At 58.7% G+C, this 23,320-nt stretch carries 21 protein-coding genes and 2 pseudogenes; 19 read left to right on the top strand and 4 right to left on the bottom strand.

The window, feature by feature from the left end:
• Positions 1–833: 833 nt before the first annotated feature.
• Positions 834–1,562, top strand: coding sequence for a transposase (locus NKI72_RS28665; RefSeq protein ID WP_352851486.1), 729 nt, complete (start codon positions 834–836; stop codon positions 1,560–1,562).
• A 241-nt stretch (positions 1,563–1,803) separates the two neighbouring features.
• Here NKI72_RS28665 and NKI72_RS28660 read toward each other — a convergent pair whose 3' ends face one another.
• Positions 1,804–2,595, bottom strand: a complete 792-nt coding sequence (locus tag NKI72_RS28660) for a LuxR family transcriptional regulator (RefSeq protein WP_352755737.1) — start codon at positions 2,593–2,595, stop codon at positions 1,804–1,806.
• Positions 2,596–3,007: 412 nt separating this feature from the next.
• Between NKI72_RS28660 and NKI72_RS28655 the strand changes: the two are divergent.
• From NKI72_RS28655 to NKI72_RS28615, 9 genes and pseudogenes are all read left to right on the top strand, one after another.
• Positions 3,008–3,190: pseudogene (locus NKI72_RS28655) on the top strand (IS256 family transposase); the annotation flags it as partial.
• An 80-nt stretch (positions 3,191–3,270) separates the two neighbouring features.
• Positions 3,271–3,864 (top strand): M14 family metallopeptidase, encoded by a 594-nt coding sequence (locus tag NKI72_RS28650; protein ID WP_352755740.1) that lies wholly within the window; start codon positions 3,271–3,273, stop codon positions 3,862–3,864.
• A 1,612-nt stretch (positions 3,865–5,476) separates the two neighbouring features.
• Complete coding sequence (locus tag NKI72_RS28645) at positions 5,477–6,748, top strand: methylaspartate ammonia-lyase (RefSeq protein WP_352755743.1); 1,272 nt, start codon at positions 5,477–5,479, stop codon at positions 6,746–6,748.
• A complete protein-coding gene (locus tag NKI72_RS28640) occupies positions 6,748–7,899 on the top strand; it encodes a CaiB/BaiF CoA transferase family protein (protein ID WP_352851485.1) in 1,152 nt (383 codons plus the stop codon). The genes NKI72_RS28645 and NKI72_RS28640 overlap by 1 nt, the downstream gene beginning before the upstream one ends.
• Before the next feature lie 127 nt (positions 7,900–8,026).
• The gene (locus NKI72_RS28635; protein ID WP_352755749.1) at positions 8,027–8,929 is read left to right on the top strand and encodes an HpcH/HpaI aldolase/citrate lyase family protein; all 903 of its coding nucleotides are present in this window, start codon (positions 8,027–8,029) and stop codon (positions 8,927–8,929) included.
• A gap of 137 nt (positions 8,930–9,066) precedes the next feature.
• The gene (locus tag NKI72_RS28630; protein ID WP_352755751.1) at positions 9,067–9,993 is read left to right on the top strand and encodes a LysR family transcriptional regulator; all 927 of its coding nucleotides are present in this window, start codon (positions 9,067–9,069) and stop codon (positions 9,991–9,993) included.
• Between the two features lie 197 nt (positions 9,994–10,190).
• A complete protein-coding gene (locus NKI72_RS28625) occupies positions 10,191–11,624 on the top strand; it encodes an NAD-dependent succinate-semialdehyde dehydrogenase (RefSeq protein WP_352755753.1) in 1,434 nt (477 codons plus the stop codon).
• A 6-nt stretch (positions 11,625–11,630) separates the two neighbouring features.
• Complete coding sequence (locus tag NKI72_RS28620; RefSeq protein WP_352851483.1) at positions 11,631–13,175, top strand: fumarate hydratase; 1,545 nt, start codon at positions 11,631–11,633, stop codon at positions 13,173–13,175.
• A gap of 459 nt (positions 13,176–13,634) precedes the next feature.
• A complete protein-coding gene (locus tag NKI72_RS28615; RefSeq protein WP_352851481.1) occupies positions 13,635–14,189 on the top strand; it encodes an Lrp/AsnC family transcriptional regulator in 555 nt (184 codons plus the stop codon).
• A 678-nt stretch (positions 14,190–14,867) separates the two neighbouring features.
• Here NKI72_RS28615 and NKI72_RS28610 read toward each other — a convergent pair.
• Positions 14,868–15,263, bottom strand: coding sequence for a hypothetical protein (locus NKI72_RS28610; RefSeq protein WP_352755762.1), 396 nt, complete (start codon positions 15,261–15,263; stop codon positions 14,868–14,870).
• A 328-nt stretch (positions 15,264–15,591) separates the two neighbouring features.
• On the bottom strand, positions 15,592–15,765 hold the full coding sequence (locus NKI72_RS28605; RefSeq protein WP_352755852.1) for a hypothetical protein: 174 nt from the start codon (positions 15,763–15,765) through the stop codon (positions 15,592–15,594).
• Between NKI72_RS28605 and NKI72_RS28600 the strand changes: the two genes are divergently transcribed.
• The 7 genes from NKI72_RS28600 to NKI72_RS28570 all read left to right on the top strand — a co-directional run bounded on the left by NKI72_RS28600 (position 15,718) and on the right by NKI72_RS28570 (position 22,079).
• Positions 15,718–16,428, top strand: a complete 711-nt coding sequence (locus NKI72_RS28600) for a ThiF family adenylyltransferase (protein ID WP_352755838.1) — start codon at positions 15,718–15,720, stop codon at positions 16,426–16,428. The genes NKI72_RS28605 and NKI72_RS28600 overlap by 48 nt on opposite strands.
• Complete coding sequence (locus tag NKI72_RS28595) at positions 16,425–16,922, top strand: Mov34/MPN/PAD-1 family protein (RefSeq protein WP_352746463.1); 498 nt, start codon at positions 16,425–16,427, stop codon at positions 16,920–16,922. Before NKI72_RS28600 ends, NKI72_RS28595 begins: the two co-directional genes overlap by 4 nt.
• Positions 16,923–17,876: 954 nt before the next feature.
• A complete protein-coding gene (locus tag NKI72_RS28590; protein WP_352755765.1) occupies positions 17,877–19,283 on the top strand; it encodes an aminotransferase in 1,407 nt (468 codons plus the stop codon).
• A gap of 506 nt (positions 19,284–19,789) precedes the next feature.
• The gene (locus NKI72_RS28585) at positions 19,790–20,518 is read left to right on the top strand and encodes a LuxR family transcriptional regulator (RefSeq protein ID WP_352755767.1); all 729 of its coding nucleotides are present in this window, start codon (positions 19,790–19,792) and stop codon (positions 20,516–20,518) included.
• 90 nt (positions 20,519–20,608) lie between these two features.
• The gene (locus NKI72_RS28580; protein ID WP_352755769.1) at positions 20,609–21,235 is read left to right on the top strand and encodes an acyl-homoserine-lactone synthase; all 627 of its coding nucleotides are present in this window, start codon (positions 20,609–20,611) and stop codon (positions 21,233–21,235) included.
• A gap of 33 nt (positions 21,236–21,268) precedes the next feature.
• On the top strand, positions 21,269–21,526 hold the full coding sequence (locus tag NKI72_RS28575; RefSeq protein WP_352746472.1) for a transcriptional regulator domain-containing protein: 258 nt from the start codon (positions 21,269–21,271) through the stop codon (positions 21,524–21,526).
• A 277-nt stretch (positions 21,527–21,803) separates the two neighbouring features.
• Entirely contained in the window at positions 21,804–22,079 is a 276-nt protein-coding gene (locus NKI72_RS28570) for a DNA -binding domain-containing protein (RefSeq protein WP_352755840.1), read from the top strand.
• Positions 22,080–22,091: 12 nt separating this feature from the next.
• On the opposite strand, the gene NKI72_RS28565 is transcribed toward NKI72_RS28570, so the two are convergent.
• On the bottom strand, positions 22,092–22,367 hold the full coding sequence (locus NKI72_RS28565; RefSeq protein WP_352473864.1) for a DNA -binding domain-containing protein: 276 nt from the start codon (positions 22,365–22,367) through the stop codon (positions 22,092–22,094).
• Between the two features lie 115 nt (positions 22,368–22,482).
• Between NKI72_RS28565 and NKI72_RS28560 the strand changes: the two genes are divergently transcribed.
• Positions 22,483–22,728: a helix-turn-helix domain-containing protein gene (locus NKI72_RS28560; RefSeq protein ID WP_352755772.1), complete on the top strand. Its 246-nt coding sequence runs from the start codon at positions 22,483–22,485 to the stop codon at positions 22,726–22,728.
• A 176-nt stretch (positions 22,729–22,904) separates the two neighbouring features.
• Positions 22,905–23,119: pseudogene (locus NKI72_RS28555) on the top strand (helix-turn-helix domain-containing protein).
• Positions 23,120–23,320: the final 201 nt, after the last annotated feature.

Raw genomic sequence — 23,320 nt, 5'->3', positions numbered from 1 at the left:
CGTAAAATTGGCATCGGCTTTTTTTAGCCGTGCCTGACCTCAGACTTTGCGGTGAAGGTACCATGGTCAGCGATCTGCGGTCGCAAAGATTCTGTGAATTTAGTTGAAGGATCTGTTGCCATGTGTTGATTTACTGGTGGTTTGGCACATAGCGTCGCGACGTCTACATGGAATAGGGCAGACGCACCTCACAGAAGGCTACCAGCCTTTAGTAGATTCGTCGTTCGTGTTTTCAGGTAGGTGAGCGGAGCCGTTCAAGGAGACACACGCGTCGCGCGACATAACATGATGCCGGCGGTCTTCAGAAGCCCCCGGATCTCGTTCTCGATCTTGTGTCGGATGCTGACCAGGAGGTCGCGTGCCGACAGTAGCGCCCGCAACACAGTGGATTTCCTTGAACCACCCCGTCCGCACGATCTGGGCCAGGCCGGGCCGCATCATGGCGATCCGTGTTGTTCGGCATCATCGAGAGGGCCGCGCTTGCGTGCCGCGCATCGAACATACGATTCGGCAATCCGCGCTTTGTCAGCTCATTCCAGAGCCAGACCGCCAGCGGGCCGGTTTCCATGCCGATCCTCGGAAGTTGCCCAGCCTTCCCGGTCAGCCAAATCTATGTGTCCGGATCGGTTGGAACACTTCCCTCGGCGATTTTCCGACCGTTCTCGTCGACCACGCAGATGGCGGTCTGTCCCATTGAGACATCCAGGGCGGCATACTTCGTCATTGGCAGTTCTCCTTCCTGCGCTGCGGCGCTAACCGATTCATCGACATAGTCAGGTTGGGGAACTGCCGCCCGGAATGCGAGAGGCGCCACCCGCGACTATGCTAAGTAGATGCTATGGGGCGAGCGGCGAGGGTGTGGCATTTGGCTGCGTGGCGAGAAGGCAGCGATTCCGACGCTCGAAGAAGAGGACGCGCGGCGGAGGAACCGCGAGCGGCAGACCTTGGTCGGTGAGCAGATTCGGCTCATCAACCAACCGCATCAAGGCGATTCTCGCCCGCTTCGGCATTCGCAGCTTCCGCTTGCGCCTACGCAATGCGGCCGACAGCTCATGGCCATCCGCATGGCGGAGGGAACGCCGCTGCCGGACAACACCCGCGCCGAGTTGCACCGCTTGCTTGAGCGGCTCGCCCTCGTGCGTGGGCAGAACCGCACCAATGAGAGAGACTGCCTGCGTAGGCTCGCCGCGGCTCAGGCTGCACCAGAAGGCCCGCATGCGATGGTGCGCCTCCTCGCACGGGTCATCGGCGTCGGTGTCGAGACGGCGGACATGTTGGTCCACGAGATCCTGTCGCGCGGATTGCGTGATCGCCGCGCGGTGGCGCGCTATGCCGGGCTCACGGGTTCGCCCGACGAGAGCGGCAAACGCCGGCGCGAGAAGGGGGCTGGCACGCGCCGGCAGTGCCAGCGTGCGGCATGGCATGATCCAATTGGCCTGTCGCTTTGTCCTCTTCCAGAAGGACAGTGCGCTGGCCCAATGGTTCCGCGCGCACGGCCGATGGCCGCCACGCGCAAGACGATGATCGTGGCGCTGGCGCGCAAGCTTCTGATTGCGCTGTGACGCGTCGTCAAGGCCCTTCCAGGCGCATCGTGCATTGTGCAGCGTCAGCCAAGCAGCGCCAGGACCGCATCGCCGATCTTGTCGGTGTCGATCGCCATCGCAGCATTTTAGCACAGACGGCACCTGTCTGCCACGGCCCAGACCGAATGAATACTGTTAAGACACACGATGTTTCTCGTTAAGAATGAGTGCTCGGGACAGACTGATCGTGACTTAGGCGTGACTTTTTCGATGCCGTTGTTTACAAATCGATAATTCTAAAATTTATGGCTTTTATGGAAGCGACCGTCCTGCTGCCGGTACCCATTTTTCGCATTACGTTTTTTATGTGGAAATTGACAGTGTTTACGGATATTCCCAGAATTTTTCCTATTTCCCACGAGGATTTGCCTCGCGCTGTCCAGAGTATACACTCTTTTTCTCTTACAGAGAGGCTAGGAGCTTCCTCTATGTGACTCGAATTCGCGAACTTCGCGACTCGTAGATGGAAATGCGACGCAGCAAGCTGCAAGTAAGTGATTGTTCTATTTTGGAATTCGCGGTCCCAAGATCGAGCAAAACTCATGATAGAGAAGCGGCCATCCGGGCCATGCAATGGAACGCTAATGCCTGACCTTAAGCCGAACGTCGCAGCCTCGTCCAAAACGCGCCGTTCGTCTTCAGTCGTGCTTGCGTCGTTGTACACCTCGCTCCATAGAAAGGCGCCTGAACGCTGTCGACTCGTTTTGATGATGGGGTCTATCTCGTCATAACCCATTTCGAAATAGCGCTCCTGCCATTCATCAGGATAATTCAGCATGACCGCCGGATCGCCTCGGATCGACTTCAAAAATTTTTGGTCGGGCGCAAGAGAGCCATAGGCGATCCACGGGCAATCAAGATTCAGGGCAAAAGCAGACAACAGGTCAAACAACTGCTCAGATTGAGCAACGCCATTAGTCTGGTCGAGAAATCGGCCGAACTTGACCGCAAACGCCTCCCCGGCTGCCGCCGGGAAATGCATCGACGGGACCAAATGAAACTGGTCAGACATTCTGGTTGCCAGCCCTCGAAGCTGAAGGACCGCAGTCATCGGCGGGCGTTCCATAGTCTCGGCTCGCAGGCATCTTGCGCTTGATATTGTCACTGGTGGACAAAGCTGCCGGCTGCCAGACTGCAGCTCTGCGCGCCATCCTCGGCCGGCATCGCCAAAGGTGTATCACATTCCCGCGGCGCGTAAGGCTTATATTGAGTTAAATGTAGGTCACGAAAGTTGCTGGGATGTATAAAATTTATAAACAAGCGCTTTAAATTCAGAGTTTTCATAAATTGATCTCCCCTATCATGTCGGTGTCTCCACGCGTCACCCGGGGATGTCTCGGTCATTGTTAAAATCTGAAGGAGCGGCGTTGCCCGCGTCGAGGCTGTAGGCTCGGGATGTCGATTCCACTGAGGAGAGCAACGCCATGAAGAGGAATAACACATTGCCGACGGCTCCGGCGACCGGAGCTTTGGAAGAAGCGATCGCCGACGTTCAGGAGAGCTTCGAGAGGCTCTGCCTTGCGGCGGGAATGGAGGCGCTGGGCGCGATGATGGAGGCGGATGTCGAAGCGGCCTGCGGTCCGTGCCGTGGCCTGGTGAATGCGAAGCTCTTTCGCGTCGGTCTTCAGCCTCAATAAAGGGGAGGGAACCGCGCCTGCTTATCACAGGCGGATGTCATGGCAATGAATTGGAAGGGCCAATTGTCGCGCGACGGCTTATTGACTGGCTGCCCGAAGCGGAAACCTGTGGAAGGGTCATCATCGTACCAGCGCTCCATCCACCGGCCGTGCAGGCGTGGAGCCGTAACACGCCGGTCAATGGGTTGAATCTCAATCGAGTGTTCCCGGGCCGCGCCGACGGGTCGGTAACCGAACGAATCGCGGATGCTGTTTCGCGCCTATCGTTGCCAATGGCCGAAACCGTATTTGATCTGCACAGCTTCGGACCAACGTGGGATTTTCCACCGGCGAGCACCACGCATCCCATTGCTGATGCCGATTTGATGGCCAAAACGGTCAGAATGGCAGAAGCGTTCAAATTTCCCATGACATTGGTCTGGGAATACGACGATATCCCTGGAGTGTTCGATATCGTGGCCCAAAACCACGGCAAGGTATTCGTTTGCGCTGAACTCGGCAGCGGCACGGTCTGCTCCGACAGTCTAGCGATCTACGAAGCTGGAGTACGCAACGGCCTTATCGCGCTTGGGCTTGTCGAGGGAAAAGCCGCGTATCCGACCTTCCGTCAACAGAATTCTAGCCAGACACTTGAAACGCTCTAGTCCGACCAGCTGAAATCGCCCGCGCGAGGCATCTTCGAACCGTGCTGCTCGGTGCTGGATGAAGTGAAGCAGGGAGATCTCGTAGCCATCCAGCATCCGATGCAGTCGAGTCGCTGTCGGATAGTTCCATTGATATTCGCGCGCCTACCACATCTACCGTCTGCGCTATCCGATCCGGAGCGCATGTCGACGCCGACGAGGAGGTGGCGCTCCTTGCGAGATCGCTAGATGTCTACAATCCGGTGCGCATCGACCACCCGCGAGATCAACAGGAAAAAGTCTATATGCGGGGCGCCTTCGAGGATAAGGACCCAGCCTGGACTGCCCGCCGAGGACTGGCTAGCGTGTGAGACCTCAAGCGTACGACTCACACTCGTCGGTACCATTGTCGCTGGGGTCGCTCCTTTTTTTGCCGCCGTCACCGGCTCTCTAGCAGAGGTAGAGCCGGGCGGTGTTCGGAAGCACTGGCACGTCGGATCATCGCCATTCGCGCCACTTCGTCGCGAACGAATTCCGGTGAAATGTAGTCCGAACCGCCGCACCGAAGCTCTCGCCGCCCCGCTTGAGTGCCGCCTTGAGCTTCTGCCGGCCCGCCGCAGCGGCCGCGCGGCAAGGCGAGGCCGAGAGGCTGCGGGCGGATAATGGAGCGCTTGCTTCTGGGCCGGCTGCGCCACTGCGTCTTCTGCCATCGTTGCAACCGGCGCAGTGATGGCCTATCTGAATGACCGCCGGGGCGATGTCGAGTTAAACGAGGGCCGAAGCTGCTGGTGGGATTGAGATGATGTTTCAGTCGGTTCCGGTCGCAGTGCTCCACTCAGACATGGCGGATAGCGGTAAAGATAGGTCTGGAAGGCGGAACGTTCGCGGCGAGACGGGACAAAATGATTTCGCAAGGCTGAGAAGATTTGGGGGTGCGTTGTCCGGGGTCTCGCGATCCAGCTTCGCCCGTTAGGCCTCCGTCGGTCGCTCGGATGACATCGGTCGGCATCTGCGTGTAGCGTGCCGCCGAGGATAGATTCTGATGCCCAAGTTTGACCTGATGAAGCCGATATCGGTGTCGTTCTCCAAGAGGTGCGTCACGAAGCTGTGTCTCCTTCCTGACCATGTCGGGTACTTTCCGTCCCAGCCAGATTTTCTCGGCAAATATGTCCGGTCCATGGCGACATAGTCTTGGGCCCCTCCTCGGGCCTGCAGAAGAGATGTGTCGAGGTGAATGAGTAAGCGCTCGCCAAAACCGTGGTTACATCGGATCGCTGTCTCCTCAGGTCGTCTGCTGAGCCTCCTCAACAATCTGCAAAGTCGGCAACACTATCTCGCGTAATTGGTCAGGCTTCCACGGCTGCAAGCCGTGGTTCACGGGTAAAATTGCAGAGCTTGGCGCGTTACCCAGGAACTCGCCGCGACAGAGCGCAACAGGCTGTTGCGGACTGGTTTCCAATAGATGCGTCAGAGCGATGGCGGTTCGCTCAGGGAGGGACGGCCATCTGAAAACGCGATGGCACCGCCCCGGACTTTATATTGGCGAACTCAACGCCAAATGACGCATAGTTGGGCAGGTAATGGATGGACCGGATCCGATAACAAATGCGTTTGGAACAAAGAGTGAAACGAAGTGCAGATCAAAGATATCCTGCTCGCGCCTGGCAACGGCGCTTTTTTCTATGACGATCAGGAAGCCATTAGGTCCGGCGCAATCCAGGACGGCTTCGTCTATGTCGGCGCACCGACAACGCTTGGGTTCACGTCGATTCGCATTCCAGCGTCTTCGCTCAGCGTCGGGCTCGTCCTTAGCGACGACATCGTTGTCTGGGGCGACATGATGAGCGTTCAGTACTCTGGTGCTGGCGGACGCGATCCTTTGTTCAAAACCGCTCAAATTTCGGATTTGACGTCACGGGTCGTGACGCCACGGCTTCTCGATGTCGATGCGTCTCGCTACCTTGATGCCTGCGCCCACGTTTTCGAGCCCTACGAACATCAGCGACTACCTCTGGTTGTTGAGTATGGCGTCAGTCAAGCTCTTCTTCGCGCAGCCGCCCAGCTTCAGCGCAAGACGATGGCGGAGATCATATGCGCGGAGTTTGGTCTGCATCTGCCGACGTGCCGCGTACCGATTTACTGCCAGAGCGGTGACGCTCGAGAAATCAACGTCGACAAGATGATTCTGAAGGCCGTGGATGTGCTTCCCCATGGCCTGATCAACTCACGGCAAAAATTCGGCGCAGACGGCCAGACGTTCGTGGAGTTCGTCAAGTGGGTTGCGACGCGCACGCGCGAAATCGGCCGCGCGGGGTATCATCCGGTGCTGCATTTCGATGTGTATGGCTGGATCGGCCTGGAAATTGGCCTGGAGCCCCAACGGATCGCCGACTTTATCTGCAGGGTTGCCGACACCGTTCCGGGTTTCGCGCTCAATATCGAGTGCCCGGCAGATTTTGGTTCGACGCAAGCCCAAATTGATAGCTATGCCCGGATTGTCTCGATTTTGGATGAGCGGGGTTCCAGCGCTCGCGTTGTCGTGGACGAAAGGTGCAATACGCTCGAAGATATTCGGCAATTTGCGGAAGCGAAGGCCGCGCATCTCATTCAAATCAAGACGCCGGATGTTGGCTCAATTGCCGACACTGCGCGTGCCGTTCTCATTTGTAAGGAGAACCAAGTTGGAGCGTATGTCGGAGGAAGCTGTACCGAGACAGATCTCTCCGCCCAAGCTTCTGTCCACGTATCGGTGGCAACCCAGGCCGACATGATGCTTGCAAAGCCCGGAATGGGGGTCGACGAGGCATTCTCAATTGTAGGGAACGAACAAAACCGATTGCTGGCGATGCTGAGCCGTCGTCGGGCTCAAAACGAAAACGTTGATGAAAAGCGCGGTGTGTCGTGATGCAAAACTGCCTTGAGGGGATCACCGTCGTTGCTGTGGAGCAGGCCGTAGCTGCGCCTTACGCGTCGTCTCGCCTTGCAGACGCAGGCGCGCGGGTCATCAAGGTCGAAAGGCCCGAAGGGGATTTTGCACGAAACTACGACAAGTTGGTGCGGGGACAGAGCGCTTATTTCGTCTGGCTAAATCGGGGTAAGGAGTCAGTTTGCCTAGACTTGAGGTCGGAGGCGGACCGTGCCGTCCTGGAATCGCTCATCACCGTTGCTGACGTCTTTATCCAAAACCTAAAGCCGGGCAGCATCGAAAAACTGGGCTTCGGGTCTGCTGATCTGCGCCGACGGTTTCCGCGGCTGATCACCTGCGACATCTCTGGTTTCGGGGAGACAGGGCCGTATTCCCATTTGAAGGCTTATGATCTCATCGTCCAGGCCGAAACAGGTCTATGCGCAATCACCGGCAACCAACAAGGGCCTGCGCGTGTAGGGGTGTCGGTTTGCGACATCTCGGCGGGCATGACGGCACATGGTGCCATTCTTCAGGCGCTGTATCACCGCGAGGTCACCGGCGAGGGGGCCAGCATTCAGGTGTCACTCTTCGATGCCGTCGCCGACTGGATGAATGTACCGGTTCTGCAACACGACCATAGCGGCTACCACACAGTACGCGCGGGGGTGAAACACCCATCACTGGCGCCGTATGGCGCCTATCGTTGCGCCGATGGCAAAGATGTCATCTTTTCGGTTCAGAATGACCGCGAATGGGTAAACTTCTGCGAGAAATTCCTTAGGCAACCGGAGCTCACACGCGCACCTGGTTTCGCCGACAACATGGAGCGCCTCGGCCACAGTGCACAGCTTGATGAGATCATTGAACGGAGGTTTTCCGAACTGTCCTGCCAGGAAGCAATGCAGGAGCTTGAGGCGGCCGGTTTGGCATATGGCCGACTTAACGAAGTGGCGGATGTTTCAAAGCATCCCCACGTTCGCAGGGTCGAAGTTGGCACACCCAAAGGAACTGTAGAGACGATAGCGCCGGCGACTATCTTCAACTCTGAGCGCCCCTCTCTGCGCCCAGTTCCGGCCCTTGGCGCTCATACGGAGACTATCCGGGAAGAGGTTCTGGGGCGTTTGCGCGAAAGAGCCGCGTCAGCGTGAGCGCGCATCTTGTCGGTAAGGTGGGCGCGCTCGCGACGGAGCGTGCCTGCTTGCCATCGCAGTGCATCGGCCGCCCAGCAAGCTCACTGCCGCCGCCCTCGCTAGAATCGAACGCAGAGTCGACTCCATGATCAGGGACACCGTTCCGGCCGTTGAAAGCGCGATGTCTGTACCCCGATGGAGATCCCTACTCTTTGTTCCCGCTCACGTTCCGCGCTTTGTGGAGACGGCCCATGAGCGCGGTGCAGATGGCGTCATACTCGACCTCGAGGACTCCGTTCCCCAGGATCAAAAGGGCGAGTCACGGCGGCAGCTTTCTGCATCCGTGGCAAAGGTGGGCCGCAAGGGCGCATCTGTTTTGGTCCGCGTCAACCGTGGCCTGCGCGCTTTGACCGCCGATCTCGACGTAGCCGTCATGGCGGGTGTTGACGCACTTGTTCTCCCCAAGGTGGATTCGGCAGAGTGGGTGTCAGAGGTCGCCAGTGCCGTAACGGAACTCGAACAGGAAAGAAATCTTGCGCTGGGACGCATCCGGTTCCTTGCCCAGATCGAGACCCCGGCAGCATTGCAAAGACTCGCGGCCATTGCGTCGGCCCATCCCAGGATGGCTGCAATGGCCCTTGGTCCTGAAGACTTCAGTGCCGCTGTTGGCGGCGCCCCGGAATTTGACCTGCTCCTGGCCCCGAACCTTGCCGTTCTGTTTGCCGCCCGTGCGGCCGGGTTGCTCCCCCTGGGCTTCATAGGAAGCATCGTCGAGTTCTCGGACACTCATGAACTTCGTGAAGCCGCGGCGCATGCGCGGCGGCTTGGCTTTGCCGGAGCTTTGGCGATCCATCCGACACAGGTGGCCATATTCAATGAGGCTTTCTCGCCAAGCGCACAGGAACTCGAGTGGGCCCGCGATGTCGTCACGGCGGAGAACGATGCCGCCTCCCGCGGACTGTCTGCATTCCCGTTGAATGGTAAGATGGTTGATCCGCCAGTGGTGCGGCGCGCCCACGAGATCCTGGCCCTTGCTGGCAGCAACTGACCTATGCCTCTGCTCAACGGGCGGGACAGGGCGCCTGTCCCGGTATGTGCTCGGCAGCATTGCAGCTTGATCGCCATCTGGTTTCGAGATAGATATGAAGAAACTGAGAAGAATGCCTCAGTTGGGTGCCTTACACCGTGGATATCAGACAGTTAAAATACTTTGTCGGCGTAGTGGAAGCAGGCAGTTTTACGAAGGCCGCTGCGCTGCTTCACGTCGCTCAGAGCGCCCTTAGCCTGCATGTGCGCCAACTGGAGGAAAGCTTCGGCACCCAGCTGCTGGTACGCGATAGGACCGGTGTCAGCGTCACGGCGTCCGGAGACAAGCTGCTTGAGCGCGCCCGGATCATCCTGAAGGAAATTCAGCTCACTGAGGCGGAACTGACCAGCTCGGTGGCTGCTCCTTCCGGAGAGGTGAGCATTGGCATTCCGTCCGGAGCCGCTCGCGTCCTTAGCAGTCCGCTGCTTGAATCGGTAAGAAGCGAATTGCCGAGGATCTCACTTAAGATGATCGAGGGCATGACGGGACCGCTGGAGGAGTGGATGGCTGCTGGCCGTTTCAATCTGGCCGTCCTGTACCGGACTGCCGAGAGCGTGGGGCCAATGACGGTGCTAGCCCGCGAAGAGTTTTACCTGGTGGTGCCGCCTGGTCAACCGCCTTTCGAAGATTCGATACCGCTGGCCGACCTGCACGCATTTCCGCTGGCGGTTCCCATGCGCAACAACAATGTCAGGCGTTCGGTGGCTGATGTCGTTGCCCAACACGGTTGTGTGCTGGACGTCAGATTCGAGGTCGACTCCCTTTCTACGATCATCAGTATGGTCATGGAAGGAAAGGCGTATTCCATCCTTACCCCGTCGGCCATTCAGAAAGAGGCGTCTCAAGGCCAAGTCCGGACGGTTAAAATCATTGATCCAGTGATCACCCGTTCCGTTGTGCTTGCCGTCAACCCGAAAGATGAGCGCTCCCCAGCCGTTTCTGCGGTCCGCAAGCTGATCCCCAAGGTCGTCAGGACATTAATCGAGAGCAGGCACTGGTCAGCCATGGCTCCGGACCGTGCTTAGGCACACCCAAAGCACTTTCAGTGCTACAGCTCCTCCGCGAGTGCCTGAGCCGTATCAATCTGTATTCGAGATGGTTTTGGTCGATATTCCATATTTGACCGGGCGTGACCGTCGCGATGAAACTGCCGAGAAGCGAGCCTAGGTCCGGATATCGGCTGGCCTCGCACTGGCAGGAATTCAGTCAAGCGGAGCATGCGATGTCCAACGCCACGACCTATCAGCTTTTCATCAATGGCAGGTGGCGAGGCGGTGATGACGGAGCCACTCTGCCGGTGACCAACCCGGCGACAGAGAAGGTATTTGGCTCGGTGGCCGCGGCTTCAGCGTCGGATCTTGATGAGGCCCTCGCTTCGGCAGAGCGGAGCCGCAAGGCCTGGTCCTCACGGCCTGCAAAAGATCGCGGCGAGATTCTCCTAGCAGCCGCCAGGATTCTGGCAGCGAAGGTTGAAGCGGCAGCTAGGGACCTGTCAGCAGAACAGGGAAAGACGATTGCCGAAGCAACAGGCGAGTACGCGCGCGCTGTCGAAACGCTGGAGTGGAACGGAACGCACGCCGAACAGTTGTCGGCCCCTATTCCGATGGGCCCGAACCGGATGATCGTCCCCGAGCCACTTGGCGTCGTTGCTGCTTTTACGCCTTGGAACTATCCCGCCGTTCTCATCGCCCGCAAGGTCGCCCCCGCTTTGGCGGCAGGCTGCCCCGTGATCCTCAAGGGGGCTGAAGAGACACCAAGCGCGGCTGTCCATTTCGTCGAAGCCTTGCAACAAGCGGGTATTCCGGACGGCGTGGTCAATCTCGTCTTTGGGGTTCCGGTGCAAATTTCCCGGCATCTTCTCAGCTCGCCGATCGTGAAGGTCTTAACTTTCACGGGCTCTACTGAGGTTGGAAAACAGCTCGCCAAGCTCGCCGCGAACAACTTACAGCGGTGCATTCTTGAACTCGGTGGGCACTCCCCGGTCGTTGTATGCGAGGATGCCGACCTGGCAAAAGCCATACCGGCAATTTCGGAATACAAGTTCGAGTGCGCGGGCCAGAGTTGCAATGCGCCGAGCAGGATCCTCGTCGCGCGGACCCTCTATCAGGAATTCCTATCCCGGATGACGGAAGCAGCCCAGAAGATCAAGATCGGCCCGCCGGACGACCCTGCGACGGAGATGGGACCAATGGCAAACGCGCGGCGAATCGAGGCCATGCAGCGTCTGGTCAAGGACGCGGTCGATCACGGCGCCCGCACCGAAACTGGCGGCATCCGCCTCGACCAGCCCGGCTTTTACTGGCCGCCAACCATCCTGACAGGGGTACCAAAGGATGCGAAAGTGCTTCATGACGAGCCGTTCGGGCCGATCCTCACCGTGGCGCCGTTCGACACGATCGAGGAAGCGATCGAAGAAGCCAACGCCACTGAGTATGGCTTGGCTGCCTACTTCTTCACCGGTGCGAGCGATGCGAAGCGGGCGCTGATCGGCGGTCTTTCGGCAGGCGCGATCAGTGTAAATTACCTGAAAGGGGTTTCCGCAGATGCACCATATGGTGGCGTCAAACAAAGCGGGTACGGATATGAGGGGGGCGAGCAGGGATTGCGGAGCTTCCAGAGCCTGAAACTGATCAACGGGTTCGGCTCATTCGGATGAGATTTCGTGAATAGGACAAGATCGACCATTGCCGGGGAGGATATCACAAAGAGCGTCGCTGACGCCCTTCAGTACATCTCGTATTACCATCCTCCCGACTATATCCGGTCCCTTTCGCGGGCATACACTCGCGAACAGAGCCCGGCGGCGAAGAACGCCATCGGGCAGATTTTGCTGAACTCCCGCATGGCGGCCTTCGGACGGCGTCCGATCTGCCAGGATACCGGTCTCGTAGTTGTCTTTGCCAACGTCGGCATGGACGCCCGCATCAAATCAACGGCCAGTTTCGCCGACCTCGTGAATGAGGGCGTCCGTCGGGCGTATCTTGACCCCTACAACCCACTTAGGCCATCGATCGTCGCTGATCCGCTCGCCGGACGGGTCAATACCCGCGACAACACGCCGGCGGTCATCCACGTCGACCTCGTGCCCGGGAATGGAATCGAGATTACCATCGCTGCAAAAGGCGGCGGGTCGGAAAACAAGGCGCGTTTCACCACCCTGAACCCCAGCGCGTCCGTTGCCGACTGGGTGGTCGATACTGTTTCGACCCTTGGCAGCGGATGGTGCCCGCCCGGCCTTATCTCGGTCGGGATCGGTGGTAGCGCTGAAAAGGCGATGCTGCTGGCCAAGGAGGCAATGAACGAGCCGATTGACATGTCGGAACTGCTTTCCAGGGGGTCTTCAAACGCGGAGGAGGAACTGCGGATCGAGCTTTATGAGCGAATTAACGCGCTCGGCATTGGCGCCCAGGGCCTTGGAGGTCTGATGACAGTGGTTGACGTCAAGGTTGCGACCTATCCTACACATGTAGCGTCCAAGCCTGTGGCACTTATCCCGCAATGCGCCGCTAACCGGCACTTGAAGTTTACCTTGGACGGCACAGGACCGGTACAGCTCCAACCGCCCGATCTTTCCGAATGGCCCCAGATCGGTCATGAGGACTTGCATACAACCGGCGTCCGTCGGGTCAATCTCGATGCGCTCACGAAGGAACAGACGGCATCGTGGCGCTGCGGGGAAACCCTTCTTTTGTCCGGAAAGATGTTGACGGGCCGTGACGCCGCCCACAAGCGAATGGTCGACCTGATCGATGCCGGCAAGCCGCTCCCGGTCGATCTGCAGGGACGCGTGATCTACTACGTCGGACCAGTTCGCGCGGTGAGGGATGAGGTCGTCGGGCCTGCTGGCCCAACAACCGCCAGCCGGATGGACGCTTTTGCTGAAAAGATCCTCGCCGAGACCGGGCTCTTCGCGATGCTGGGGAAGGCGGAGAGGGGACCGGCGGCCATCGAGTCGATTGTCAGGCACAAGGCGCCCTATCTCATCGTGGTGGGGGGCGCTGCGTACCTGATTTCAAAATCGATCAAGGCGGCGCGGATCGTTGCCTTTGAAGACCTGGGCATGGAAGCGATCTATGAATTCGAGGTGCAGGACATGCCAGTCACCATGGCTGTCGATGTCGAGGGAAACTCCATTCACAATTCCGGGCCCCTTGAGTGGCGTAAGCGCATGGCGGCCGACAGCATCGCCCGCAGCATCGGCGTTTGAGTCTTCCGGCTGGCCGATCCGGCCAGGCTCAATGTCGCGACGTCGGGCCGGGCCGGACTCTGGGCCCTAGCGGCAACACGGGCGGCATTTGCGGTGCCTGGGCTCCTCGGCGAGCCAAAGAAGAAAGGCCTTCAATTCCTCTCGAAGCCAAATGCGGCGATGTAAACACTGCATCGACCATGCCGTCGACGCGATCGATGCTCGGGAACTGTCGAGGGTGCCAATCAGGTAAAGTAGCCGAGATTCAAAAAATGCGCTGTCTATTTCGACGAGGTCTCTGCCGAAAGGCGACTAAACCTCTCCAGTGCGTCATCGTCTCATTAGGCGGCGGGGCGATAGCCAACTGCTTCTAAAGCCTTTCCATGGTTCGAACTCCCTCACCTGACTTTCGACAACTCCACTCTGGTGCATTGCGGGCCGAGAATAGGTGCCGTCCACTACATTTGTTCGCTTCAATTAATGATAGAATTGGTTGGCACTGATTGCGCTGTCGACCACGGCTTGAGAGTAAAGGTTATGAAGTCGAAACCCGACCCTGTTCGATTAGACGCTTGGGATGTCCGGATTCTCTCAGAGATTCAGTCAGACGGTCGGATTTCGAAAAGCGAGCTCGCAAAGCGTGTTCACCTTTCGGCGTCGGCCTGTTCGGAGCGGCTCCGCGTGCTCCAAGCCGCAGGGATCATTGAGGGGTTCTACGCGCGACTAAGTCCAGCCCTCATGGGGGGCATCATCTCTATAATGGTTGAGGTGGTTCTGGATCGCCATCGTCTCGAGGACCAACGGCACTTCGAGACTGCGATCCAACAGATTCCGGAAATCCTGGACTGCTGGGCCATCGGGGGGCGGATCGACTATTTGATGCGCGTTTCATCCCCTTCCATGGCGGCGTATCAGGATTTCATGGAGGGACTCCTGCAGGCAGGATTGGGGATCAACCAATACTACAGCCTTGTCGTAACGAAGCCAGTGAAAGCCAATTCACCGATTCCGTTGTCCTCCTTCAAGCGGAGATGAACTCTGAAGCGTTTTCGTCGGCAATTAGTCCCGATTCCGCGAATTCATCGGTCAGATACGCACATTTCCGCGAAATTCGAGAGGCCGTTGCGCATATAACGAGCCAGTCGACCGAGTGTTTCGCGTCAATTTTTCGGGCGAGAGCAATCAAGCTTTTGAGCAATTTAGTCGGAGATCCGAAAAGTTCTACGCCCAGGATATAAGCTCAGAAGCACATTATTGCCAACAAGCGTTAACTGCCGGCCCTGCGACAAGCTCATAAGTATGTGGATATGAAGGCCAATTATGGCTGGAAGACCCGACAACCGCGGAAAGGGACCACCAGATAATCCCGGAAAAGGACCGCCTCACGGAGTGCCTTCCGGGCCGCTTCACGGTGTTCCGAAGGGGCCGCCTGATCCGCCCATGCCCCCGCCGCGCAAGGTGGGATGAGAGGATGGTTGATCCCGATTCATCCATGACGACCCCGGCGCAGCCAGTTCCCCGCTGGGAGAGGCGTTATCCGGGGCGGCTTAAATACGAACTCGACGCGCTGCACGCCGCCGGGATAACGCCTGAAATAGACGAGCCGGCCCTCGCTGCCGGGCGATTATCGCTCACATTCGACTGGCCGCTCTATACGGCGACGCCCCTTCGTTTGCAGGCTGTCTTTCCCGACGCCTACCCGCACTTTCGGCCTCAGGTCTTTCTGCTCGCCGGCCTGGCCTCCCGCCGGCGCGCCACCGCAGTCCTATCGAGGGCAATCTCTGCCTGCTCGGCCGCGACACCCGGCAGTGGACACCGGGCTGGTCGCTTTGCACGTTGCTCGAAAAACAGCTCGCCGACTCCGTGCGTGGTACCGGTGAGGAAGACCAGCAGGGCGAGCCTGCCGAATACTGGTGGAACAACCTTGGCCGTAATTCCGGATCTTATTGTCTGATCGACAGCGGCTGGGATGTCGGCGACACCTCGCAGGGCACATTGCAGCTGCGTTACATACAAGATCAAACGGTCAAAGTGGAGGCCGAGAACGGTCCAATCCATATTCCGGCGGTCAGGGCCTATGTCGAAGAGGTTCGCGCTGAGGATGGCCAAGTGCTTCACCAATGGGCGGGTCCGCTCCCAACCGACTTGGCCGACGCCAAGAATCAGCTGGAGGTTCCGTGGGTAAGATCAAAAGACACGATGCTGCCCGAACCTCAGCTCGACGCACAGCTAAAAAGGCTCCGCCAAGATTACTCATGGCTCCAGCGTACTCGGCCACGAAACTACGGTTCAGGTCTGAAGTTTGACCTCTGCGCACTCGTCTATCCGAGCGAGCTCACCTTTGGTGAGACGGGCCTCGGCTGGTGCTTCGTCATGGTCTTCGGTCATGCGCACGGCTTTGAGCCGAAGAAGAACAAAGCCCCCAAATCACTGCGTATCACGGCGTTGCCCGTTTTTTCGCGCCGGGCCGGGCGACATTGGCTGGCGCGTTCCGGCCGTTGCATTCCTCAAAGACAAGCGGATCCTTGTCGTCGGAGTTGGCGCCGTCGGCGCACCGGTAGCGATCGAACTTGCTCGCAACGGATGCCGCACCCTCGATCTCGTCGAACATGACATTCTTGAGCCAGGAAACACGATCCACTGGCCGCTGGGCGCAGCCGCCTGGGGTCAACGCAAGGCAGACGCCTTGCAGGCTTTTCTCGCTCGCCAGTATCCGGCAACCGAAGTCCGTAGCCATTCGCATTTTATAGGTATTGCGGCGCAGGCTCTGAGCGATCCGGGTGACGACGATATCCTCGACTCGCTCATCAGGGACGCCGATCTCGTTATCGATGGCAGCGCTTCGCACGGCGTCACAACGCTGCTGGATGACCGCTGCCGAAGCGCAGCCGTTCCGCTCATAAGCTTGTCCGCGACGCCGACGCTGGAGGGCGGCACCGTTGTCCGGCACGTCCGCGAAAGCGGCTGCCCGAACTGCCTTTTGCACGCATGGCACAAGCACGAGATCGAACCCCCGCCAGGACAGGATGCCGGTGACGAGGCCCTGACCCAGCCGGCGGGGTGCAGCGAGCGCACATTCACCGGTGCCGACTATGATCTGCAGGAACTTTCGCTCCAGGCGGTGAGGCTGGCCATCGATACCCTCTCGGGTAAGGCGGACGATGGTTCGGTCGTGCAGACACTCAGCTTTGTTGATGATGAACGAGCGCGGCGTCCGCCGCGCTGGCGTGTCGATTCGCTGCCCAAACATCCGGACTGCCGGGGCGGGCATTGATTTTGCCGGATGTCGATGTCTGGCTGCCTAACACCGTGACTCAGGAATGCGCGGTTGAAGCCGACACCAAACTCCCATTAGAAACCGGCGGCACTTTCATGGGCTGGTGGTTGAATCCTGATACCGCCGTCGTAACCGCCATGATTGGTCCCGGACCCGGCGCCCTTCACGAGCGCTTCCGGTTCCAGCCGGATCAGCAATGGCAGCTTGAGCAGATTGCCGCCCACTATGAGCGTTCGGGTCGCCGCGAGACTTACCTCGGCGACTGGCATAGCCACCCCGGCGCTTCGAGCGGCGCGCTGAGTTGGACCGACCGCGGCGTCCTTCGCCGCGTTATCGCCACACCAGAAGCCCGCTGCGCACTGCCGCTGATGATGATTCTATGGGGTTCTTCCGGCACATGGCAGCTGACGGCGTGGCGAGCACAAACGGTGCCGCGGGTGGTGCTCTGGGACAAGCTGCATCTCGATCCGGTGCAGATAAGGGCCTTTTGAAATCTCCGCACACGCAGATGCCAGCGGCTTGATGAAAGGCATGACCTGGCATCCGCTTCGGTCAGGCGATGATCCGGCCAACCTGCGCGAGGAACGGCCTGCCCGACAGCGTGGGCTGCAGCGGGTGAAGTCGCAAACGGCCGCGCCCGCCGGCGTGGACCCGCTGCATTGCTCCTGACGACCCATGCGGCGACCTGCTCCGCCGGGGCCTGGCCGATGTCGCTTGTACACGCAGCGCTGGCTTATCGAGCAGTTCTTCCGAGTGATGAAGACCCAGGGCTTGAAGATCGAGACAGCCAATTGCAATCGGGACAGATGGAAGCGTCCACTGCTGTGTGGACACGGTGTCGAGCCTTGGCGAGCGTCCAAATCTATGCGAAAGAAGAATCTAGAGCACGTCCTGGGATCGCAAGTCGATCGTGATGTGAAGAGGGGACCTTTGCTGCTCGATGAGGAGACCGCGGAGGGTCTTCTCGAGCATGCTTCCCCTGCCGCGCGACTCAGCGATCCCAACGCCTTCATAACGCTGCGAATCTGCTTAAAGAGGGTGGCAATCCTGAATAGCCCAAGGCGTGCCGCCACGAGCGTGCGCATCACCATATGTCCGAACATATCCCGGCGAGACGAAGAACACATCGCGGAGGTTCTGTTGGGCTGCTGGATGGGGGCCTTCGGACAGCGCATCTCGTAATACCAGTCCCCGGGTTTATGCGGTACCTTCGCAGACATTCGCCGACGAACAGAACACGGCGACGGCCGCACTGATGCCCTTATCCGCCTCAAGGAGAAGGTAAATCCAGAAGTTGGTTTTCACGTTGTTTCAGGCCGATTTCAGCGGATTCGTTGGTTAAAGAGGTGCATTCCCGCGAAACTCCAGAGGTGTTTATGGATATGCTTGTTTCAAATAGCAGCTGGCCAAGGATTCTCCGCCGACTGCTCGCGAGGAGAGGAACTATGCGCTTGAGCAATCTGGGGACTGAGCAGCTGCGGGAGAAGGACCGAAGCTTCGTCTTTCATCCGTCTACACACTTGGCCAAGCACAGCCGTGGCGAGACGCCAAACAGGATCATGGCCGGTGCGGAAGGCGTGTACATCTGGGACACGGAGGGTCGGAAAAGTCTCGACGGTTTCGGAGGACTCTACTGCGTCAATATGGGATATGGTTGCACGGAGATTGCCGACGCCATTGCCAGGCAAGCACATGAACTGCCGTTCGCGCATGTTTACGCCAGCCAAGGCACCGAGCCGGTTGCTCTCTTGGCGGAGGCTGTGGTCGAGTATTTCGGTCAAGATATGCGGAGGGTCTATTTCGGCCTCTCCGGTTCCGACGCCAACGAAACCAACATCAAGCTGGTCTGGTATTACAACAACATCCTCGGCCGCCCCGAAAAGAAGAAGATCATCTCGCGCAATCGCGGATATCACGGGTCCGGGCTGGTCACCGGAAGCCTGACAGGGCTTCCCTTTTTTCACGATTTCTTCGACCTGCCTTTGAATTTGGTGCGCCATACGACGACGCCCCACCATTACCGCCAGGCGCATGATGGCGAAAATGAGGAAGCGTTCTCCAGGCGCTGTGCCAACGAACTTGAAGCCCTTATTCTTGCTGAGGGTCCAGAGACGGTTGCAGCCTTCATCGGAGAGCCGGTACTTGGGACCGGCGGCATCGTTCCGCCCCCTAAGGGATATTGGGCCGCGATTCAAGGAGTGCTTGACAAGTACGATATCCTTCTTATCGCCGATGAGGTGGTCTGCGGCTTCGCGCGAACCGGTGAGAAATTCGGTTCCCATCTCTATGGCATGCGTCCGGATTTCGTGACCATCGCCAAGGGGTTGAGTTCAGCCTATCTGCCTATCTCCGGGTCAATTATCGGCGATCGCGTCTGGTCGGTGTTGGAACAAGGAACGGAAAAGCACGGCCCACTCGGCCATGGCTGGACATATTCCGGTCACACGCTTTGCGCTGCCGCCGCGCTTGCCAATATTCGATTGCTAAAAGAAAGGAACATCCTCGAACATGTCAGGGATGTCGGGCCGTACTGGCAGGCTCGCATGAAAGCCGAGCTGGAGGGACATCCCATGGTTGGCGAGGTTCGCGGCGTCGGCATCCTGTCCGCCGTGGAACTGATGCGGGATCCTAAAGAACGGGTGCCATTCGAGGCCGGACTTCAGGTCGGCGCGCGCGCCGCCGCTGCTTTGTTTGAGAATGGTGTCATCGGCCGCGCTATGCCGCATGGCGATATCCTCGGCTTTGCCCCGCCTCTGATCATTACCCGAAAAGAGATTGACATCATCGTCGACGCGACCGCGAAATCAGTCGATACGACCTATCGCGCGCTGAAGGCGGAAGACGCGATATGATCTGACGAGAGATGACGCCTTCCACTCGGACCGCCCAGGATATCACGTCCGGCGCAAAGCCACGCTCTTCGCTTTAAGGCAACTTGCATCGACTGTGTGCAAGCCGCTGCTGAAATGCGACGCCAATCTTAAAACACAGCACCGCTTTCGCGTCCGGTGACGTAGGGCTGCTGCACGAATTGTCGAGGTGACGCTCTCACAGACCACAGACCGCAATCTACCGTGATGCTGAGCTCCTCCATGGAAAACAGTCCCAACAGCCCGCAAACAGACACCCCGACCGTAAGGTAGTGCAACCAAGAGGAAAACTGTCACCTGCTAACATATGACGCTGGAATGAGGTCTCGATGTCGATAACAGCGCCGTCGAAGCACGTATCGCCCTCCCAAGGCGCACGGCCCGGCACGGAGCTCAGTCTCCGGCCGGGCCTTCAACCCAGAATGGCTGCGCATTGGCCCCGCCCGTCTTGGCTCCCGGAGGGGGCCAGAACTCACTGCAGTTTAGCTATGCAAGACGCTTTTCATAGATTTGTAGAGCAGATAGCAGACAGCGTTGACGCGACGGACCTGCGCAACGCTCTGGGCGAGATTGCCTCTTCGCTCGATTTGCCGTCTTTTGCCTATCTTTTCCCTTCGCCTGGCAAGGGCCGCAAGGTGCGCCTGATTTCCACCTACCCTCAATCCTGGACATCTCACTACCTTCACAGTCGGTATGAAAAGATTGACCCCGTTATCCATCAGGCGCGTGGTGGTCAGGAACCGTTCAACTGGGATGCGCACGGTGCTGATCTCGAACTATCGACGCAGCAGCGACAATTGATGGATGAGGCGACGCAATTTGGCATTCACTGCGGCTTCACGATCCCGATCCATGACAGCACCGGTACTTTTGCAGCACTGACCTTCGCCTCCGATGAAAGGCGACCACCGTTCTTTCGCCTGATTGATCGATATGATCGCGTGCTGCAGCTCATCGCGGTCTTCTTCCATCTTCATGCCTCTCGCAAGCTGGCCGACGGCAGGACCGTGGCTGGCGTTGCCCTATCGCGAAGGGAAATGGAATGTCTGAAGTGGGCGGCTCGTGGAAAGACGGCGTGGGAGATCGGCCGCATCTTGGGAATCAGTCGGCACACCGCAGCCTATCATCGGGATAACGCCAGGAAGAAGCTTGGCGTGAAGACGGTCATTCAGGCAGCTGTTCGGCTTGCACTGTCCCGGCCATCTCTCTTCACCTGATCTCCGAAACCTGGGCACATACACAGGTTGTATCAACTCCGGCCTTTGCCTTCAATCGCAGGTGTTATCCATGCGAGGGAGAAGGCCATCATGATGCAGTTGATCACGCCGGATTGTTACGCTGAGTTCAGCGACGAGCTCGAGCAGATGCATCGCTTGCGGTATCGCGTTTTCAGGGATCGACTTGATTGGGACGTTTCGTTCAGCGGTGGCTTTGAGGTCGATCCGTTCGACGCGCTTCGTCCCCATTACCTATTGCTGCGTGCGCCCGCCGGACGCATCGACGGCTGCGTGCGCCTGTTGCCGACTACAGGACCGACGATGCTGCGCGATAGCTTCTTCGCTCTCCTTGCCGACCGTCCAGCGCCGGAAGATCCGCGTGTTTGGGAAAGCAGCCGTTTTGCGCTTGATCTGCCGCCTTCCGCGCCCAAACAGGCGGGCATCGCAATTGGCACCTACGAGCTGTTTGCCGGGATGGTCGAGTTTGGGTTGTCACGTGGTCTGCGCAGCATCGTCACCGTAACCGATCTGCGCATAGAGCGCATCTTGCGTCGCGCCGGCTGGCCACTCGAACGGTTGTCCGATCCGCAAACAATTGGCAACACACGCGCCGTTGCCGGATATCTCGACGTCTCGAGAGAGAGCTTGGAAGCCCTCCGTCGCAATGGCGGGCTCAAGGGCCCGGTCCTGTGGACCCCGGTCATGAAGATCGCCTGAGCCTGCAATCCAACCCTTTCTGGAAATAATGCAATGGACGAAACAAGACCTGGCCCTGCGTGGCCGGACTGGCAAGATGATGATGCCTATGGCTATGTCGAGCGGCTGACCAGCCGAGGCTGGGCCTGGGAATTCCTCAGGCGCAATCCGGACTTCCAGAACGATCTGGCGAACGCGCTGCGCCGTGCCGAGCGTACGAACGCCGGGGCCGTGGACATAATCAGCCTGCCGTCGAACACTGCCGATCTTTCGCGGTGGGGCCTTCTGTTTTGCAAGCTCGAAAGCAAATGATGCGAGCGTCTTCTGGTGCCCCCGCCAATGTCCGCATGTTTTGCCCCTTGCTGCCGAAAGAGCGGCGCGGCCTGGCGGGATCGACGTGCTCGATCTCGCCGCGCGCTCCTGCCGCATCTCCATACTCGTTACGGGAGACGGGCATCAGCACGTCCTTGTCGAGGACAATGGCAGGAGCTTGCAGGTGGCTGCTTCAGGCGTCAGCCTCCTCGAACCTGTGCGATTGACTTCCTCCGTCTTCTGGCCGCCTGAGGAACTCAAGCAACGCCTGAACGGGATGGAATGTCTGAACGGCCTCCGTTCGACCGGAAGGCTGAAATCGGGATTCTTTCCAACCGAACCCCGTCGCACACGGTTGCGCCGAGTCTTGCGTGCGCTCGATGGCTCCATCGCTGGCGCGCCACACCGCGAGATCGGCCTCGCCCTCTTCGGTAGAACCCGCGTCGAGAAGGACTGGGCCGACCCCGGTGACCATCTTCGCGACAGCGTCCGGCGTGCAGTCAGACGCGGGCGCTCGCTTATGAACGGTGGGTATAAGCGGTTTCTTCTATAGTGATCGTCACTATCAGGCCTCTTGGCCAGAGAACAGCTCTTTGTACCCCGCGATCACCAGCCAGTGGGCGCGCGCGAGATGGCTGCGAACCGCCTTTTGGGCGCGAGCCGGCTCTTGCACTGGATCGATGCCCAATATCGCCTGCGCCATCTCTTCTTCGCTGGCATTCCCGGCGCATGCGTCTATGAGTCTCAGATAGATCCTGAAGTGCTCATTGTCATAAGCGGTCAGGCTCTCCGCCCAGGGGACCTCGTCGGCAACGGCAGGTTGGAGCAATCTGTCTTCCATCTCATATCTCGCTATGAATTCTCCCGCGTCCGCCTTTGACTGGACATATCCTAAAATGGGATAATCCGAAACTGGGATTAGTCGGTGAGCCAGTTCTTTCTGGCCGGTTCGTCTGATGCCGAAATCCCTTCGATCACCTCGCCAGCGCTGGCTGCTGAAAAGGTTGATAGCGGCGCGCAAAAATATCGGATTCACCCAGAGCCAGGTTGCTGAAATGCTAAGCCGCCCGCAGTCGTTCGTCGCCAAGTATGAGGGTGGTGAACGTGGGCTGGACGTAATTGAGTTTCTCGACGTGACCGAGGCTCTCAAAATCGATCCTTGCGAGCTTCTGGCACAAATGCGTCGCTCTCGTGACCTATAGGTGGCGTCGCACTTTGTTTGGGTGTCAAACTTCACGATTTACGTCCTTGAGTTCTCGGATCAGCGGGATTTGCCCTCGCTAAAGTGATGCCGTGCAGCCGCTCCTCTTTGTTGTCTCTGATTTTCGTAGAGAATCCTCCGTGGTGAAATCCTCGACGAGAGGGTCGCTTCTCGTGCATGGAAATCCGAGAGGTCTTTGCCCGCAATCTGCGTAGGCATCGCCAAAAAAGAAATTGTCGTAAGAAGCGCTGGCCCATGAGGCTGGCGTCGACCGAACATATGTCAGCGCACTTGAGCGCTCGGTCTATGCCGCCAGCATTGATACGGTGGCAAAACTCGCCATAGTGCTCGGAATCGAGCCGGCCGATTTACTCGACCCTCATTCTGAATAAATCTGGAAGCAGCGACGAAACCGCGGTTGATGAGACTCGACCAGAAGGTTTTCCAGGCATTTCATGCCGCTGACAGGAGCACCCGCGCGCGTGGCGACGCGCACCGGGTGCTCGTGAACCGAGCCCGCTTTTCTTCGGCAAGCTCAGGCGGTCTCGGCCATTCGGCTTCGCCCCTTGGCGTGGGCAGCCCTTCGGGCTGAG

The organism is Mesorhizobium sp. M0437, from assembly GCF_040321335.1.
Taxonomy (GTDB): domain Bacteria; phylum Pseudomonadota; class Alphaproteobacteria; order Rhizobiales; family Rhizobiaceae; genus Mesorhizobium.
This window is presented reverse-complemented; position numbering and strand designations above follow the sequence as displayed.

Bases quoted from the DNA above. Each gene is read 5' to 3' on its own strand.
- NKI72_RS28570 (WP_352755840.1), top strand. From the start codon at position 21,804: ATGGAATGTCTGAACGGCCTCCGTTCGACCGGAAGGCTGAAATCGGGA.
- NKI72_RS28560 (WP_352755772.1), top strand. From the start codon at position 22,483: ATGCCGAAATCCCTTCGATCACCTCGCCAGCGCTGGCTGCTGAAAAGG.
- NKI72_RS28665 (WP_352851486.1), top strand. From the start codon at position 834: ATGCTATGGGGCGAGCGGCGAGGGTGTGGCATTTGGCTGCGTGGCGAG.
- NKI72_RS28575 (WP_352746472.1), top strand. From the start codon at position 21,269: ATGGACGAAACAAGACCTGGCCCTGCGTGGCCGGACTGGCAAGATGAT.
- NKI72_RS28615 (WP_352851481.1), top strand. From the start codon at position 13,635: ATGATAGAATTGGTTGGCACTGATTGCGCTGTCGACCACGGCTTGAGA.
- NKI72_RS28625 (WP_352755753.1), top strand. From the start codon at position 10,191: ATGTCCAACGCCACGACCTATCAGCTTTTCATCAATGGCAGGTGGCGA.
- NKI72_RS28565 (WP_352473864.1), bottom strand. From the start codon at position 22,367: ATGGAAGACAGATTGCTCCAACCTGCCGTTGCCGACGAGGTCCCCTGG.
- NKI72_RS28635 (WP_352755749.1), top strand. From the start codon at position 8,027: ATGATCAGGGACACCGTTCCGGCCGTTGAAAGCGCGATGTCTGTACCC.
- NKI72_RS28640 (WP_352851485.1), top strand. From the start codon at position 6,748: ATGCAAAACTGCCTTGAGGGGATCACCGTCGTTGCTGTGGAGCAGGCC.
- NKI72_RS28580 (WP_352755769.1), top strand. From the start codon at position 20,609: ATGATGCAGTTGATCACGCCGGATTGTTACGCTGAGTTCAGCGACGAG.
- NKI72_RS28585 (WP_352755767.1), top strand. From the start codon at position 19,790: ATGCAAGACGCTTTTCATAGATTTGTAGAGCAGATAGCAGACAGCGTT.
- NKI72_RS28590 (WP_352755765.1), top strand. From the start codon at position 17,877: ATGCGCTTGAGCAATCTGGGGACTGAGCAGCTGCGGGAGAAGGACCGA.
- NKI72_RS28660 (WP_352755737.1), bottom strand. From the start codon at position 2,595: ATGTCTGACCAGTTTCATTTGGTCCCGTCGATGCATTTCCCGGCGGCA.
- NKI72_RS28605 (WP_352755852.1), bottom strand. From the start codon at position 15,765: ATGTTCGACGAGATCGAGGGTGCGGCATCCGTTGCGAGCAAGTTCGAT.